13 protein-coding genes are annotated in these 15,233 nt (G+C 63.6%); 10 read left to right on the forward strand and 3 right to left on the reverse strand.

What is annotated here, in order from left to right:
• The first annotated feature begins 98 nt into the window (after positions 1–98).
• On the forward strand, positions 99–4,976 hold the full coding sequence (locus tag IBX18_RS37750) for a type ISP restriction/modification enzyme (protein ID WP_306796585.1): 4,878 nt from the start codon (positions 99–101) through the stop codon (positions 4,974–4,976).
• Positions 4,977–5,649: 673 nt separating this feature from the next.
• On the forward strand, positions 5,650–5,925 hold the full coding sequence (locus IBX18_RS37755; RefSeq protein ID WP_228542423.1) for an HNH endonuclease: 276 nt from the start codon (positions 5,650–5,652) through the stop codon (positions 5,923–5,925).
• A gap of 233 nt (positions 5,926–6,158) precedes the next feature.
• Here IBX18_RS37755 and IBX18_RS37760 read toward each other — a convergent pair whose 3' ends face one another.
• Complete coding sequence (locus IBX18_RS37760) at positions 6,159–7,079, reverse strand: hypothetical protein (RefSeq protein WP_194838224.1); 921 nt, start codon at positions 7,077–7,079, stop codon at positions 6,159–6,161.
• A gap of 690 nt (positions 7,080–7,769) precedes the next feature.
• Here IBX18_RS37760 and IBX18_RS37765 point away from each other — a divergent pair.
• Positions 7,770–9,020, forward strand: coding sequence for a DNA methyltransferase (locus IBX18_RS37765; RefSeq protein WP_194838225.1), 1,251 nt, complete (start codon positions 7,770–7,772; stop codon positions 9,018–9,020).
• Between the two features lie 12 nt (positions 9,021–9,032).
• On the opposite strand, the gene IBX18_RS37770 is transcribed toward IBX18_RS37765, so the two are convergent.
• Together IBX18_RS37770 and IBX18_RS37775 are read right to left on the reverse strand one after the other, a co-directional pair.
• Complete coding sequence (locus IBX18_RS37770) at positions 9,033–9,254, reverse strand: hypothetical protein (RefSeq protein ID WP_194838226.1); 222 nt, start codon at positions 9,252–9,254, stop codon at positions 9,033–9,035.
• Positions 9,251–9,526 carry a hypothetical protein gene (locus tag IBX18_RS37775; protein ID WP_194838227.1) on the reverse strand — a complete coding sequence of 92 codons (276 nt, stop codon included), beginning with the start codon at positions 9,524–9,526 and terminating at the stop codon, positions 9,251–9,253. Before IBX18_RS37775 ends, IBX18_RS37770 begins: the two co-directional genes overlap by 4 nt.
• Before the next feature lie 359 nt (positions 9,527–9,885).
• Here IBX18_RS37775 and IBX18_RS42575 point away from each other — a divergent pair, with 359 nt between their 5' ends.
• The 7 genes from IBX18_RS42575 to IBX18_RS37805 all read left to right on the forward strand — a co-directional run bounded on the left by IBX18_RS42575 (position 9,886) and on the right by IBX18_RS37805 (position 15,103).
• A complete protein-coding gene (locus IBX18_RS42575; protein WP_228542424.1) occupies positions 9,886–10,563 on the forward strand; it encodes a hypothetical protein in 678 nt (225 codons plus the stop codon).
• Positions 10,564–10,817: 254 nt separating this feature from the next.
• Complete coding sequence (locus tag IBX18_RS37785) at positions 10,818–11,222, forward strand: hypothetical protein (protein WP_194838229.1); 405 nt, start codon at positions 10,818–10,820, stop codon at positions 11,220–11,222.
• Positions 11,222–11,518 carry a hypothetical protein gene (locus IBX18_RS37790; protein WP_194838230.1) on the forward strand — a complete coding sequence of 99 codons (297 nt, stop codon included), beginning with the start codon at positions 11,222–11,224 and terminating at the stop codon, positions 11,516–11,518. The genes IBX18_RS37785 and IBX18_RS37790 overlap by 1 nt, the downstream gene beginning before the upstream one ends.
• Positions 11,502–13,025, forward strand: a complete 1,524-nt coding sequence (locus IBX18_RS37795; RefSeq protein WP_194838231.1) for a terminase large subunit domain-containing protein — start codon at positions 11,502–11,504, stop codon at positions 13,023–13,025. Before IBX18_RS37790 ends, IBX18_RS37795 begins: the two co-directional genes overlap by 17 nt.
• Positions 13,022–13,177 carry a hypothetical protein gene (locus IBX18_RS42580; protein ID WP_228542425.1) on the forward strand — a complete coding sequence of 52 codons (156 nt, stop codon included), beginning with the start codon at positions 13,022–13,024 and terminating at the stop codon, positions 13,175–13,177. Before IBX18_RS37795 ends, IBX18_RS42580 begins: the two co-directional genes overlap by 4 nt.
• Entirely contained in the window at positions 13,174–14,409 is a 1,236-nt protein-coding gene (locus IBX18_RS37800) for a phage portal protein (RefSeq protein ID WP_306796586.1), read from the forward strand. The genes IBX18_RS42580 and IBX18_RS37800 overlap by 4 nt, the downstream gene beginning before the upstream one ends.
• Entirely contained in the window at positions 14,384–15,103 is a 720-nt protein-coding gene (locus IBX18_RS37805; RefSeq protein ID WP_194838233.1) for an HK97 family phage prohead protease, read from the forward strand. The genes IBX18_RS37800 and IBX18_RS37805 overlap by 26 nt, the downstream gene beginning before the upstream one ends.
• The last annotated feature ends 130 nt before the right edge of the window (positions 15,104–15,233 follow it).

Genomic DNA, 15,233 nt, shown 5'->3' on the forward strand with positions numbered 1-15,233 from the left:
ACGCCCGCGAGTACCAGTAGGGTTTTGAGTACTTTTGGTGCGATGTTCTCGGCGCGTGACGGCGCGTGCCTCTAGCTGTGATTGGGGAGCGAAGCTAAGTGGCCACCACGACGGTGCACGACGTTCTGAAGGCGATCCGCGAGGGTGCCACCTCGAATCGCGATCGCGGTACGCGCTTCGAGGAACTGATGCTTCAGTACCTCAGCACCGACCCGGAGTGGACCGAGCAGTTCAGCCGAGTGTGGATGTGGGCCGACTGGCCAGGAGCAGATGCCGACAAGCGCGACACCGGCATAGATCTGGTAGCTCAGGATCGGGAGACCGGCGGGTTCTGTGCGATCCAGTGCAAGTTCTACGAGCCCCACCACACCGTCAGCAAAGAGGACATCGACTCCTTTTTCACTGCGTCGGGCAAGGGCGGCTTCACCCGCCGCATGATTATTTCGACGACAGACAAGTGGGGTGTGCATGCCGAGGCAGCCCTGAACGACCAGCAGATCGCTGTCACTCGCCTCGGGTTGTCACAGATTGCCAACAGTCCGGTGGAGTGGCACCTCCCCACTGTCGGTGCTCCCATCGAGCTGAGCCTGCAACGGAAGAAAGAACCACGCCCGCACCAACGCGCCGCGATCGAGGATGTCTTCGCGGGCTTCGCGGACAACAACCGCGGCAAGTTGATCATGGCCTGTGGCACCGGCAAGACCTTCACCGGACTGAAGATCGTCGAGCGGCTGCAGCAGGAGCGCGCCGCCGCGGGGCTGGGAGACCACACCACTGTCCTGTTTCTGGTTCCGTCCATCGCACTGCTCTCGCAGACGCTGCGTGAATGGTCGTTCGAGACCGAAGTGCCGCTGCGCGGTTTCGCGGTGTGCTCCGACCGCAAAGTCGGCAAGCAGCGGACCGTGGGTGACGACAACGACATGGCCACCTATGACCTGGCCCTGCCACCGACCACGGACTCGGACCGTCTGATCCAGCAGATGGCCTCGGTGAAGTCGACCGCCGGGCTGACCGTGGTGTTCTCTACCTACCAGTCCATCGGCACCGTCTCCGAGGCACAGAAAAAGGGGCTGGCACGCTTCGATCTCATTTTGTGCGATGAGGCGCACCGTACGACCGGTGTCACCTTGGCCGGCCACGACGAGTCGGCATTCGTGCGGGTCCACGACGACACCTACCTCGGTGCGGACCGGCGCCTCTACATGACGGCGACCCCGCGCATCTACAACGAGGACACCAAGACTGATGCGAAGAACGCCGCTGCAGTTCTGGCCTCGATGGACAACGAGCAGATGTTCGGGCCGGAGTTTCACCGCCTGGGATTCGGCAAGGCGGTGGCACAGGGCCTGCTCACCGATTACAAGGTTCTGATCCTCACCATCGACGAGGGTGTGGTCGCCAAGACCCTCCAGAAGGGTCTCGCTGGCGGATCCTCTGACCTGAACATTGACGACGCTGCGAAGATCATCGGCTGTTGGAACGCGATGGCCAAGCGTGCTGGCACCTTCGCCGACGGCTCCGGATTCGCCAAGGGTGAGCCACCGATGAAGCGAGCCGTCGCTTTCGCTCGCTCCATCGCTGATTCGAAGGACATCGCCGCCCGCTTCAACGAGGTCGTCGACGCCTACGACGACGCGGACAACGACTTGCTGCATTGCGAGGTCGACCATGTCGACGGCACTTTCAACACCCTGGAACGCAACAGGCTCCTCGACTGGCTCAAACAGGATCCGGGCCAGAATCAAGCCCGTATCCTGTCCAATGCCCGGTGCTTGTCCGAGGGTGTCGATGTTCCCAGCCTGGACGCGGTTTTGTTCCTGCACCCCCGCAACTCCGTAGTGGATGTTGTCCAATCCGTGGGCCGCGTGATGCGCCTGGCCACAGGTAAGAACTACGGCTACATCATTCTGCCCGTCGCCATCCCTGCCGGTATGCCAGCCGAGAAAGCACTCGCCGACAATCAGCGGTTCAAAACCGTTTGGCAGGTCCTCCAGGCTCTGCGCGCTCACGACGACCGCTTCAACGCGACGGTCAACCAGATCGAGCTGAACAAGAACAAGCCCGACAACAAGATCGGCATCGGCCACATCGGCCCCAGCGACGAGACCATCGGCGACAAGGACGGCTCCAGCACCTCCGACAGCGGCCAAGCAGCCAAGGACAAGGAAGCCCGTAGTGCCCAGGGCATCCAGGAGGCACTCTTCTCCATCAGCGACTGGCGCGACGCTATCTACGCCCGCATTGTCGACAAGGTTGGCGAGCGCCACTACTGGGAGGAGTGGGCCAAGGACATCGCCCAGATCGCCGACCGACACGTCACCCGTATCAAGGTCGCACTGGCGATTCCAGACAAGCAGGCCGCGTTCGAGGACTTCGTCGGCGAGCTGCGCGAGACCATCAACCCCGGTGTCACCAATTCCGACGCCATTGACATGCTTGCCCAGCACATCGTCACCAAGCCAGTCTTCGACGCCCTGTTCAAGGACTATGGCTTCGCCGAACACAACCCGGTCTCGAAGGCTATGCAGCGGATGCTCGACATCCTTGACGACCAGGGCCTGGACGCAGAGACCAAGACGTTGGAGGGTTTCTACACCTCGGTTAAGGATCGCGCCGAGGGCATCGACAACCACGAGGGGCGCCAGCGCGTCATCGTCGAGTTGTATGACAAGTTCTTCAAGACCGCTTTGCCGAAAACCGCTGACTCCCTGGGCATCGTCTACACGCCGATCGAGGTCGTCGACTTCATCATCCGCGCCACCGAACAGGCTCTGGCCAAGCATCTCGGCCGCTCCCTGTCCGACGAAGGCGTACAGATCATCGACCCCTTCGTCGGCACCGGCACCTTCCCCGTGCGGCTCCTGCAGTCTGGGCTCATCAAGCCAGAGGACTTGCTCCGCAAATACACAAGCGAAATGCACGCAAACGAAATCGTGCTCCTCGCGTACTACATTGCCGCCATCAACATCGAGGCCGCATTCCACGACCTCGTAGGCGGCGATTACCAACCCTTCGAAGGCATCGTCCTCACTGATACCTTCCAGCTCGCCGAAGGCACAGCGAAACTCGACGGGATGGACGTCCTGGAGGGAAACAGTGAGAGGGTCAAGAAGCAACGGAAACAGTCTATCCGCGTCGTCATCGGCAACCCGCCGTACTCGGTGGGGCAGGACAGTTCGAATGACAACAATCAGAATTTGAAGTACCAGAACCTGGACGACCGCATTGCTGAAACCTACGTTGCTAATTCCACCGCCACACTCAAGACGTCCCTCTACGACTCCTATGTCCGCGCTATTCGCTGGGCCTCCGATCGCATCAAAGGGGAGGGCGTCGTCGCTTACGTCTCCAACGGCGGCTACATCGACGGTAATACTGCAGACGGTTTGCGCAAGTCCCTCACTGACGAGTTCGACGCGATCTACTGCTACAACTTGCGCGGGAACCAGCGCACGTCCGGCGAACTCTCCCGCAAGGAGGGCGGTAAGATCTTCGACTCGGGCAGCCGGAACACCGTCGCGATCCTGATCTTGGTCAAGGGTGGGAAGAACTCCGGCACAGACAAGACGTGCGAGCTGTACTACCGGGATATCGGGGACTACCTTAGCCGCGACGACAAGCTCCGCCTCGTCGGGTCACAGACCCTGAACACAGTGGACTGGCAGCAAATCGCCCCAAACGCCGAAGGCGACTGGATCAATCAGAGGGACGAGCGTTTCTCGATTTTTCAGTCGATCAGCAAGAAAGACAAGTCAGACCGGGCAGAGACAATATTCGACCTTCACTCCAGCGGGCTCAAAACCGGACGTGACTTCTGGGCCTACAACTTCTCCGAGCAACGGCTCAAGGACAATATGGCGTCGACGATCGACTTCTACAACAGCCAGATGTATGGCTTCGCCGACCACTGCATCGCCGAAGGAATCACGTCACCCACTGCATCGGATGTGGACAAGTTCATCGATCTCGATCCGAAGAAGATCAGCTGGGATCGCGCGGACAAGGGGCGAATCGCGAAGGCAGAGAAGTACGTATTCCATGCCGACCGCATATTCACCTCTACATATCGCCCTTTCACACGGGAGTTCGCGTACTTCGACCGGAAGCTGAACAACACGGTCTACCAGCTTCCCCGGATGTTCCCGACCCCAGAGCACGACAACGTCGGCTTCTATATCACCGGCACCGGATCCGACGAGCCGTTCTCGGTCTTGATGACGGACGCAATTCCTGATCTGCACGCGGTCGGCACCAAGAGTGTTGGCCCACATTTTGCTCGCTACACATACCGAAAGCTGAGCGCGGAGGGGGGCTTCGACTTCGGCGACGTCGACGATTCCTACGAGCGCGTCGACAACATCACCGACACCGCCCTCCGCGGGTTCCAGACGACCTACAACGATCCCGCCATCACCAAAGACGACATCTTCTACTACACCTACGGATTGCTCCACTCTCCGGAGTATCGTGACCGCTTCGCCGCTGACCTGAAGAAAACCCTTCCCCGAATCCCCAAGGCGCACGACTTCCGGGCCTTCGCCGAGGGTGGCCGCAAACTCGCCGACCTGCATCTTCAGTACGAGGTGGCAGAGCCGTACGGCGGCATCGTCGAGAAGGTCTCCGGTGATGTGTCCGGCACCCCACTTCGCGAGCTGTACCGCGTCACCAAGATGAAGATCCCCAAGATAAAGAGCCAGCAAGACCGTTCAACCATCGTCTACAACAACCGCGTAACCCTCACCAACATCCCGGTGGAGGCGTATCGCTATGAGCTCGGCGCGCGTTCCGCGATCGAGTGGATCATCGACCGATACCAAATCAAGGTCGACAAGGCAACGGAGATCACCAACGACGCCAACGATTGGTCCGACGATCCGCGCTACATTATCGACCTCATCAAGCGGATTGTGACGGTCAGCCTCGCGACGATGAAGGTTGTGGATGCTTTGCCTCCGCTGGAGATACTTGACAAGTAGCACACCGCGAGGCACCTCCCCGCATTCTGTCAGAGCCGATCGAGTGCTGCCCGGTGTTCGTGGTCGATCGCCGAAATGCCATCTGATGGTGCGCGTGTAGCGGACGCGGGACGGGGCGACTTGACATCCACCGCGCGTCTCGGGGACGCTGAAAACAGCGGTACACGTGTATCCGAAAGACCTCGATCCATCTCTGGATCGAGGTCTTCGTCGTTGATGGGCAGTCGATGCCGCGCTGAAAGGCGCGCTCCTCTCATCGAATCCGATAGGTGCCAGTGCCAGGGCGACCCCCAACCGATCTGATTGAAAGTCGTTGTCACCGGGTGCTGGACGAACACGTGGGCCGCACTTTCCCAGATCAACCCCGGCATCGGTGGGCCGAAATCTTGTGCCGCCCCTCACGCCGGGGATTCAAAGCCCTTGTCGCCGAGCACTTCCGAGGTGAGCTGCGGCAGTCCGCATGCCTGGAGTGCATTCGCGGCGTCGGGGGACTCGAACGGCTCATTCATTGGGCTCCGTTCGTCGAGTAGGTAACCAACAACTGAGAGGACTCGACATGCCTGTGTTTTTGCAGCTGATTCTCTGGCTCATCGCCGTCGGCCAGCTGGCCAGCGGCTCTGCCAGTGGTTCTGCTGGTTTCCCGACCGGTAGCTAAGAACCGACCGTGAGATCGGTGACGACGGACCCGCGCCAGACTCATCGGTGGCGGGCCATCGTCGCCGACCTCCGAGCCCGCAAGTTGCCGTGCTGGCGGTGTGGTCAGGCGATCGCCTACGAAGCTCCCAGGTTCGCGCCGGAGGGCTTCGAGGCCGATCACTTCTATCCGGTGAGTACGCACCCGCAGCTGGCGCTGGATCCGGCGAACGCGCGAGCTAGTCATATGCGCTGCAACCGATCTCGCGGCAACACCGCTCCGGCGGCCGGAGCGTGGGTGCGGTCGGACTTCTGAATCACGGTTAATCGTGTTTTGTCACTTTGAGATCGACGACCGGCCTCGCATGTCGCCTCCACTGGGGATAACGTACGGACACTGACCACAGACATCCGAATGATCGGCGTCTGGCTCGGCCTCCAAGGTCTGCCAATGCAGATCCTGCTGAACGCACCGCTCGCTGATGTCGAATCGTGGATGGCAGGAGAGGGGACGACCCCCAAGGTTGCTCATACCGACCGGCATCAGACTCACCGCGTGCGTTCTCTCCCGCGCGTCGTTCGTCTCACCAACGACGCGTGACGTGGCGAACGAAGCCGATGCCGCTGTAGCTTGACCCTTGAATTCTGTTTGCTTGCAGCTGTTTCGGATCGCGATATTCTGCGGGTGTACACGATTGATGCCAATGTAGCTGCGGTTCCGAGGCCGGCCACCGCGAGTCCGAAGGCAAGGCCGCCGTCCAGCCCGCTGGCGACCCCGTACAAGACCAGCGACACTCCCGCAGCGGTTCCGGCGTAGCCGACAAGGTTGGCTTTGCTAGCACTCCAGCCATATCCGGCAACGATCACTGCGACACCGATGCCGGACGCTCCTATGCCAAACCCCGAAGCGGCCACACCGATTTGCATTCCGAACACCAGCAGCACTATGCCCCAGACGACCAGCGTGACCCCCGCAGCGATCACGGAGTGCCTCAGGAATCGTCGATTCTCGGCGATTAACGTGACACCCACAGCGGCCACTGCCATTCCAAACGCGGCGAGTGGTACGCCTGTCAACTTGCCGTACAGGCCATGCCATTGGTTGTTGTCAAGTATCGTGACCAACCCTATCCAAAATATCGCGAGTCCCCAATCGATCATCGCTGCGCCTATGAGTTGACGGTCTCTGGATGCCACTGCTGCGCCGACGGCGAGGAGCGTAAATCCGTCAAAGACTGTGGCAAGGCCCCAATGAGGGTGACCTAGTCGGAAGGCCTCGGCGCCCATGCCGAGGACCGCGATACCGAGGCCACTGATTGCTATACCGCCGTAACCCGAGGCAGCGGTTGTCCGGTTTCGGTCCTCGATCAGTCGAAATATGGCTACAGCTGCCACAATCCACACTGTCGCAATAACGTTGACAGCGATAGCTGGCGGAATGGCTGGTAGTACGGCGATCGTGATGAGCACTGTGCTGTAGGCAGATGCGACCAAAGGCAGAGCGACTCGCTGGGCTAACGGCAAATACGGGCTGGCAGATGCAGCCCACGCGATCCAGACGATCAACGCGCAACACGCAGGGACTTGGAACCACAATCCTAGGCTGTCTTTGAGAAGCGTTTGCAGCAGTGTAATGAGGAGTCCCGGTCCAACGAGCTTGAGAAAGTCACCTCGACGGTCGGGAGGAGTTGATGTCATTGGCGTAGACCATTTTCTGCATTATCTCTTCGATCTTGATTCCGCCAATGGATCAACGATCACGGTTGGACCTGTAGTGCGCGTCAGCGCCGCACTCAGCATGAGACCCGAATATTTCCGCTGGCGCTACGGTGCGCAGCTCAAGGTAGCGGGGTGCCAGCAATGGTACAGCGTCGGGGCAGTTCCTTGTACGCCAGCGATGAGAAATCCTTGCCGACAATGGCATCCAGCAGCTCGTTGGCCTGAGACTGTTCAGCTCCATTGACGCCGGGCATGGCCTTGAAATAGCGACATAGCTTGGGCCGACACACCTATATAACAAGGTCAAACTTGGGGAGGGGCGGGTGGAAAGTTGAACGTGATCGGCTTGTCTACTCCTCGGGCACTGGGCAATCTCCCCCCGCGGGCATACCCCCATCGCGCGAGGCACGCGAAACTTCCAGCGGCCGGCGAGGTGCGGGCATGAGTCGCCCGGTCACCTCAATACGATTCGACACCCTCGCCGTTGAACGATTGCGCACCTTCGAAGGCAACCCACGCCGAGGCAACGTCGACGCGATCGCGCAGTCCCTCGACGCCACCGGCCAGTACCGGCCCGTCGTGGTCAACGAAGGCACTCTCACTGGCCGGGCAATGGAGGTGCTCGCGGGCAACCACACCTTGCTCGCGGCACGCCAGCTTGGCTGGGCGGAGTTGGGCGTCGGGATCATCGACGTCGACGAGCAGACTGCGCGTCGCATTGTCGCCGCCGACAACCGCACCGCCGACCTGGGCGACTACGACCACACCGCGCTGTTCGAACTTCTCGACGGCCTAGACGACCTCGCTGGAACCGGCTACAGCACCGAGGATTTCGACAGGCTCGTCGCCGAGATCATCCCGCGCGAGACCCACACCGACCCTGACGACATCCCGGAGCTGCCCGATGATCCGATCAGCGTGACCGGCGACATCTGGCAGCTGGGGCCGCACCGGCTCGCGGTTGGCGACGCCACCGACTTCGCTGCGGTCGAAGCGCTGATGGATGGCGAGCAAGCCGACTGCGTGTGGACCGACCCGCCCTACGGCGTCGACTACGTCGGTAAGACCAAGGACGCCCTGCGGATCCAAGGGGACGCCGCCGGTGATCTCGAGGACCTGCTCGGCGGGGCGTTCGCCTCGATGGTCGCGGTCGCCCGGCCCGGCGCACCGGTCTATGTCGCGCACGCCGACTCCGAGCGCCTGCGGTTCGAGACCGCGTTGCGCGAGGCCGGAGTGCTGGTGCGGCAAAACTTGGTGTGGGTGAAGAACACGATCGTTATGGGCCGGTCGGACTACCACTACAAGCACGAGCCGATCCTGTACGGGTTCGTCCCCGGCGGGGAGGGGCGGCTGGGCAGAGGTGGGGACCGCTGGCACGGAGACAACGCCCAGTCCACAACGTTCGAGTTCGACAAGCCCTCGGCCAACCGTGACCATCCGACGATGAAGCCGGTCGCGCTCATCGAAGCGATGCTGGCCAACTCGCTGCGGCCTGGCGGCCGGGTCCTCGATCTGTTCGGCGGCAGCGGCTCAACCCTCATCGCTGCCCACCAGCACGGCTCTGTCGCCCGACTGGTCGAGCTGGACCCGCGCTACGCCGACGTCATTTGCCGCCGCTCTCAGGAGCACACCGGGGTCGTTCCGATCCGAAACGACGGCGAGGCCGTGGATTTCACGGCTTCGCGGAGGTGATCGGCCTCGACGTCAGAATTCGGCGACCATGGCGATCTGCTCGGGTGTCGGGTTCGGGATATCTTCGATCTCGTCGAGGCTGCACAGGTCGAATTCACCCTCCGCCCAGCGGACCTCGGCGAGCCCGTAGTGGGCGAACCCGTCGGGGTCGATCGCCGGGCAGGCGATGACCTTGCCGACCGTCGCGTCGACGCCGGTCGCGCCGAGCCAGTAGACCAGCGTGCCGGGAATCATGCCCGCCCCTGATTCTCGACGGCCGCCGCGACGGCCGTGTCGACCCACTCGGCGAATTCCGTCGCCTGCTCAGGCAACAGCGTCAAGATCACGTCGTTGCCGTTGATGGCGTCGTAGACCGCGATTCGTACGGTGCCGCCGCGTACGTCGACCAGGGCGTGGCCCCAGTCGTCCACCGTGACGCCCTCCCAGTCCATCCAGTCGCCCGCCTCGGGATCCGGCTCGTCGTTCCACTCGACCTCCAGCTCCTCTTTGCGTCGGTCCTCGGTCATCGTGGTGCTCCCCTCCTGGTCTAGGTACACCACCATGAACGCTCTGACCGGGAACGAAGTCAAGCGCCATCGAGCCATGTAATACGTTGCCGCACAACGAGATTCGGAGCTATGGTGTGATCGCTTCCGGATCGCGACCGGAAGATGGACCCGCCGCCGACGGGCGGCGGGGTGGAGCCTCGGTAGGCCCAGCCAGAGGGCTGGTGTCCGAGTTCGACTCTCGGACTCCACACGGACGGGGCATCCGCTCGCTACGGACCCTCGGCCCCGGCGGGACGCACGCCTCGCCGGAGCTGGCGGCGGCCTGCGCTGCCCGGCCTGGACCCGCCGGTAGCTCCGAACGGAAAGGGCAGGGGAGCGTGGACCGCCGCTCGCTGATCACGCAACGGCTGCCCGGATCCGGGCGATCACGCCTGCGCGAGATACTGTTGGATATCTTCAGTGGACACTCGCAGTTCGCGGGCGATCTCCTCGATCGACAGCCCGACTCGAATGCCTGCGGCGATAGCGGCCCCGAGGATATTCGGAGAGTCTGCGGACTCGCGTCGTATCCGTCGGGCGCGCAGGTGTACCGCCGATGTCGAGACTCCGAGTGTGTGGGCGATGGCAGTGTGCGATGCCCCTATGGCGATGCCCGCTTCGACTACCGCCTGCCGGAAGGCGGACTGCGTCTGGTCCAACTCCTCGCCGAGCACATTTCGGCCGTTGGTGACATGGCGGTAGGTGCGTCCGGTCAGGATGGATCTCACGATGCCTCCGGCGGCACCGAGGCGGCGTTCGATCTCGGCGATGGCGAGCTGTTCGTCGACGTACATGCGAACAACCTCGCGGGCCTGGTCGTCGGTGAGGTGCCGTCCTGCTCGGCTATCGGCTCGGCTCACATCTTTTCCGCCGGTGACGTCGCGGTAGATGAGTCCCCGCAGGATCGGGCTCACGATTCCCCGGCTGATGTTCATGCGCTTTTCGATCTTGGCCACGGGCAATTCCTCATCAACGTACAGGCGAACGATCTCGCGAACCTGATCATCGGTCAATGATCGTTGCCTGATCATCGTGCGCACCGCCTTGATCTGCCCGTCCAACCGCGCCTCGAATCGACTTCCCCAATGTTCACTTCTATTGCACCCCTTCATATTTCGATCATCTGTGCCGTGTGAAGCTAGCTCTGGTCGGGGCGCTGCATCAACCCGAACGCGCCGTTCGGTGAGAGTTAAATATGTTGTGGCACAAGGAATTAGCGCAGCGGCGACTTGGTGCGACTTACGCGCATCTCTGGAAGGGGTGAGCCGACATGAATCGATCGAAATCCGGTGCGCCACAACATGCGCTGCAGCTCCGCAAAGCCGGAGTTTCCTACGCGAAGATCGCCGAACAGCTCGATATCGCCGAAGCCGACGCCTATGACATGGTGACCGCTGCGCTGCAGGCGCCCGAGGAAGCGCCCGAGACCCGTACCCGCCTTGACCTCGAACGCCTGGACGCAATGCTGCTCGGCCTGTGGAAGCACATCGGCCAGGGCGATCCGAAAGCCGTCGAACAGGGCCTGGAAGTCATGCGGATGCGCGCCGACATGCTCGCCGACCGCGCCGCATCCGGCGACGGCAGCGAGGTCGGGGACTACTTGGAATCGGTGAAAGCCGCTGCGCGAGAGAACAAACAGAGCGCCGTGACGCGGCTGCGGGCGGTGGAGTCCTGATGGCTCGCTCACTACCGGAGTCGGTCGCGGCTGCGGTCGAGGAGATGACGTGGCTGACTCCCGCTGATCAGGCCACGGTGGATCTGGCGCTGCGCTACGCGGTGCAGATCGAAGCCGGGATCAGCCGAGGCGGTCAGGACGCGACCAAGGCCCTGTACCTCGGTCCGCACCTACTGCGGGCGCTCGCCGAGCTGGGCGGCACTCCGGGAGGCCGGCGAGCCTTCGGTGACGGCGGCGGCGACGGCCCCGAATCCACCCTGACCAGGCTGCGACGCGAGTTTGGACACCCCGCGTAGAGGCTGTGAACAGCCACGCATCTTCACCCCGCCGCTGCGGGAACTGACACGCGAGACGACCCACGGCTTCTCGGTCATCGACTTCGCCGAGACAACGCTTGGGATCGGGCTGCTGCCGTGGCAGAAGTGGCTGTTCATCCACGCCCTCGAACTACGTGAAGACGGGCTCTACCGATTCCGGACGGTGCTGGTCCTCATAGCCCGTCAGAACGGCAAGACCCTGTGCATGCTGATCCTGGCTCTGTGGCACATCTACGTGCGCGGCTCACGCACCGTGATCGGCACCGCCCAGGACCTGGCGAACGCGGAGAAGGCGTGGGGTGAGGCAGTCGAGATCGCCGAAGCTGTACCCGATCTCGCGATCGGGATCCGGCATGTGGTCAAGGTCAACGGCAAGAAGTCGCTGAAACTGCACGCCGGAGAGCAATACCGGGTCGCCGCCGCGTCGCGACGAGGCGCCCGCGGCTTCTCCGGCGACCTCGTGCTGCTCGACGAGCTACGTGAGCACCAGTCCTGGGACGCGTGGGGAGCCTCGACCAAGACCACCCTCGCTAGGCCACACGCCCAGGTGTGGGGCTTCTCCAACGCGGGCGACTCACTGTCGGTGGTGCTGCGCTACCTGCGCGCGCTGGCCCACCAGGCGCTCGCCTGGCCCGACGGAGACGCTGACGCCACCGCGCTCGAACTCGTCGCCGAGGACCTTGTCGACGAACCCGACGAGGACGATTCGCTGGCGCTGTTCGAATGGTCGGCACCGCCGAGCGCGGACCGCCGCGACCGCGACGCCTGGGCGCAGGCCAACCCCAGCCTGGGCTACACGATCACCGAACGCGCTATTGCCGCCGCCCTGCGCACCGACCCACCGGCGGTGTTCAGCGTCGAGGTGCTGTGCCGGTGGCTCGAATCAGCCGCCGCAGGACCTTTCGGCGACGGTACGTGGGCGGCGAGCCTGGACGCTGGCTCTCGCATCGCCGAGGGATCGCGCCGGGTCGTGGGTGTGGACGTGTCGTGGAACCGCTCAAGCACTTATATCGCGTTGGCAGGGTTGCGCGCCGACGGGCGCGCGCACGTGGAGATCACCGCCGACCGCGCGGGCACCGAGTGGGTCCTCGACTGGCTGCTGGAGCGCCGCGACCGGATCGAGGCGGTGGTGCTGCAGGCCAACGGCGCACCGGTATCGAGCCTGCTCGACGCGCTGAGCGCCGCCGGACTTCCCGTGATCGCCTGGGCCGGTCCCGATCTCGGGCGCGCGACCGGGCAAGCGTTCGACCTGGTCGACAACAAACGCCTACGCCACCTCCCGCATCCCGGACTCGACCTGGCCGCGACCACGGCGGCGGTGCGTCCGGTCGGGGATGCGTGGGTGATCGACCGCAAACGCTCACCGAGCGACGCCGCGCCGCTGGTCGCCGCGATCGCGGCGTTGTGGGCGCTGCTCTCACCGGACGACCCGGCCCCGCAGATCCATGACTGGCCCGAGGAATTGTGGGAGGAAACCAGCGTATGAGAGCGAAAACCATACTGTTGCTCGATATTTCGGGCACAGCGGCGATATTAAGCGGACTGTGGCTATTGGGGCCAGCGTTCGCCATCATCGGCGCTGGAGCGATCTTTCTGATCGCTGCGGCGCTGATCGACCGGCGGGTCGATCGTTCGTGAGCTGGCTCTCGCGCCTGCTCGGCACTGATGGCGAGGCGCGGGCACTCACCGAGCTGTCCTCGATCCCATCGAACTGGGCGGGCATCTCCGATTCCGGGATCGCGGTCTCCGAACGCACCGCCCTGCAGCACGTCACCGTCTACGCCTGCGTGCGCCTACTCGCCGATGCGGTCGCGTCGCTACCGGTCGACGCCTATCGCAAACGTGGGCAGGTCCGGGAGGAGATCTCGCCCGCACCGCTGTGGGTGCGGCGTCCGGATCCACGCTGGACCCGATTCGAGTGGCTGTTCCAGGTGGTGAGCTCGCTCGCCCTGCGCGGCAACGCCTACCTGCACATCACCGCCCGCGACCTGAGCCAGTTCCCGACCGTGCTCGAACCGCTACACCCCGACGAGGTGATCCTGCACGGAGTCGACTCCCGAGGTGTCCCCACCGGCGGCAAGATCTTCTACTCCGTGCTCGGCCAGCCGGTCCCGGCCACCGACATCGTGCACCTGCGCCGCTTCGTGCTCCCCGGCAGCCTGATCGGCCTGAGCCCCATCACCCAGGCCCGCCAGAGCATCGGACTCGGACTGGCCGCCGAGCGCTTCGGGGCACGCTGGTTCGGCCAATCGGCGAACCCATCCAGCGTGCTGGAGACCGACCAACCCCTCTCGGCCGACGCGGTGACTCACCTGCAGCGCCAGTGGATCTCCTCCCACGGCGGACGCCGCCACCCCGCGGTGCTCTCCGGCGGGGTGAAGTGGCGCCCGATCTCCATCACCCCAGAAGAGTCGCAGTTCCTGGCCACCCGCGAGTTCCAGCGCGCCGAGATCGCGATGCTCTACGGCATCCCGCCGCACATGATCGGCGACACCCAGAAATCGACCAGCTGGGGCGCGGGCATCGAAGCCCAAGGCATCGGGTTCACCACCTTCACCCTGCGCCCGTGGCTGGCCTGCATCGAAGACGCCCTCTCCGACCTGCTGCCCCGCGGGCAGTTCGCCAAGTTCAACGTCGGTGGCTTGCTGCGCGGAGACCAGCGTGCCCGCTATGACGCCTACGCCTCGGCACGCAACGCCGGATGGATGTCGGTCAACGAGATCCGCGCGCTGGAGGACCTGCCGCCGATCCCCGGAGGCGACTCCTACATCCAGCCCCTCAACTACGGCCCGCTCGGCGCGGACCCCACCACCCCCGATCAGCCCATACCCGAGGAGGACCCGAGTGGACCGCTCGACGAAGCTGCGTGATTCACGCGAGATCCGTTCCTACGCAGCCCATCACGTGCAGCTGCGCAGCCGCGACGACGAACTGACCTTGCGCGGATACGCCTCGATCTTCGATGCCCCGTATGAGATGTACGGCGGAGGTGAGGCCGGCGGATGGGACGAGACCGTCGACCCCGGCGCTTTCGACATCACCCTGCGCGAACGCCCCGACCTGCACCTGCTCATCAACCACGACGGAATGCCCCTGGCCAGAACGAAATCCGGAACGCTGCGCCTCTCGGCCGACCGGCAGGGCCTGGCTGTCGAAGCCGACCTAGACCGCCGCGACCCCGATGTCGTACGCCTGGAAACGAAGATGAGCCGAGGCGACATGGACGAGATGAGCTTCGCGTTCCGCGTCAAGAACGACTCCTGGAACCGCGAACAGACCACCCGCCGCATCACCGAGATCAGCCTGCACAAAGGCGATGTCAGCGTCGTGAACTTCGGCGCGAACCCCGCCACCTCGGCCAGCCTGCGCGGACTACTCGACGCCCTAGCTGAGGTCGAGGTCGATGACGCCCTGCTGGCCGAAGCCCGATCCGTCGGCGTGGACCGCCTCGGCTCGGCCCACGAACTGCTGGGCCGCCTGCGCGGCGCACTACGACCGAAGCGCTCCGACACGCTGCGCGTCGCCCAGCTCATCGCCCTCGGTGAGGGCACCGACCTGAAGTAGTCCACACCCACTCACAGCTTTATCCCCAACTCCCACATCATGTTTCCCGAGTCCTGGCACTGGATCGGGGGGCTTCTAAAGCCCTGGCACTGGGCGGAAATGGCCTGGCACTGGCCGCCATTCACCCATT

It is taken from the genome of Nocardia sp. XZ_19_369, assembly GCF_015355715.1.
In the GTDB taxonomy this organism is placed as follows: Bacteria; Actinomycetota; Actinomycetes; order Mycobacteriales; family Mycobacteriaceae; genus Nocardia.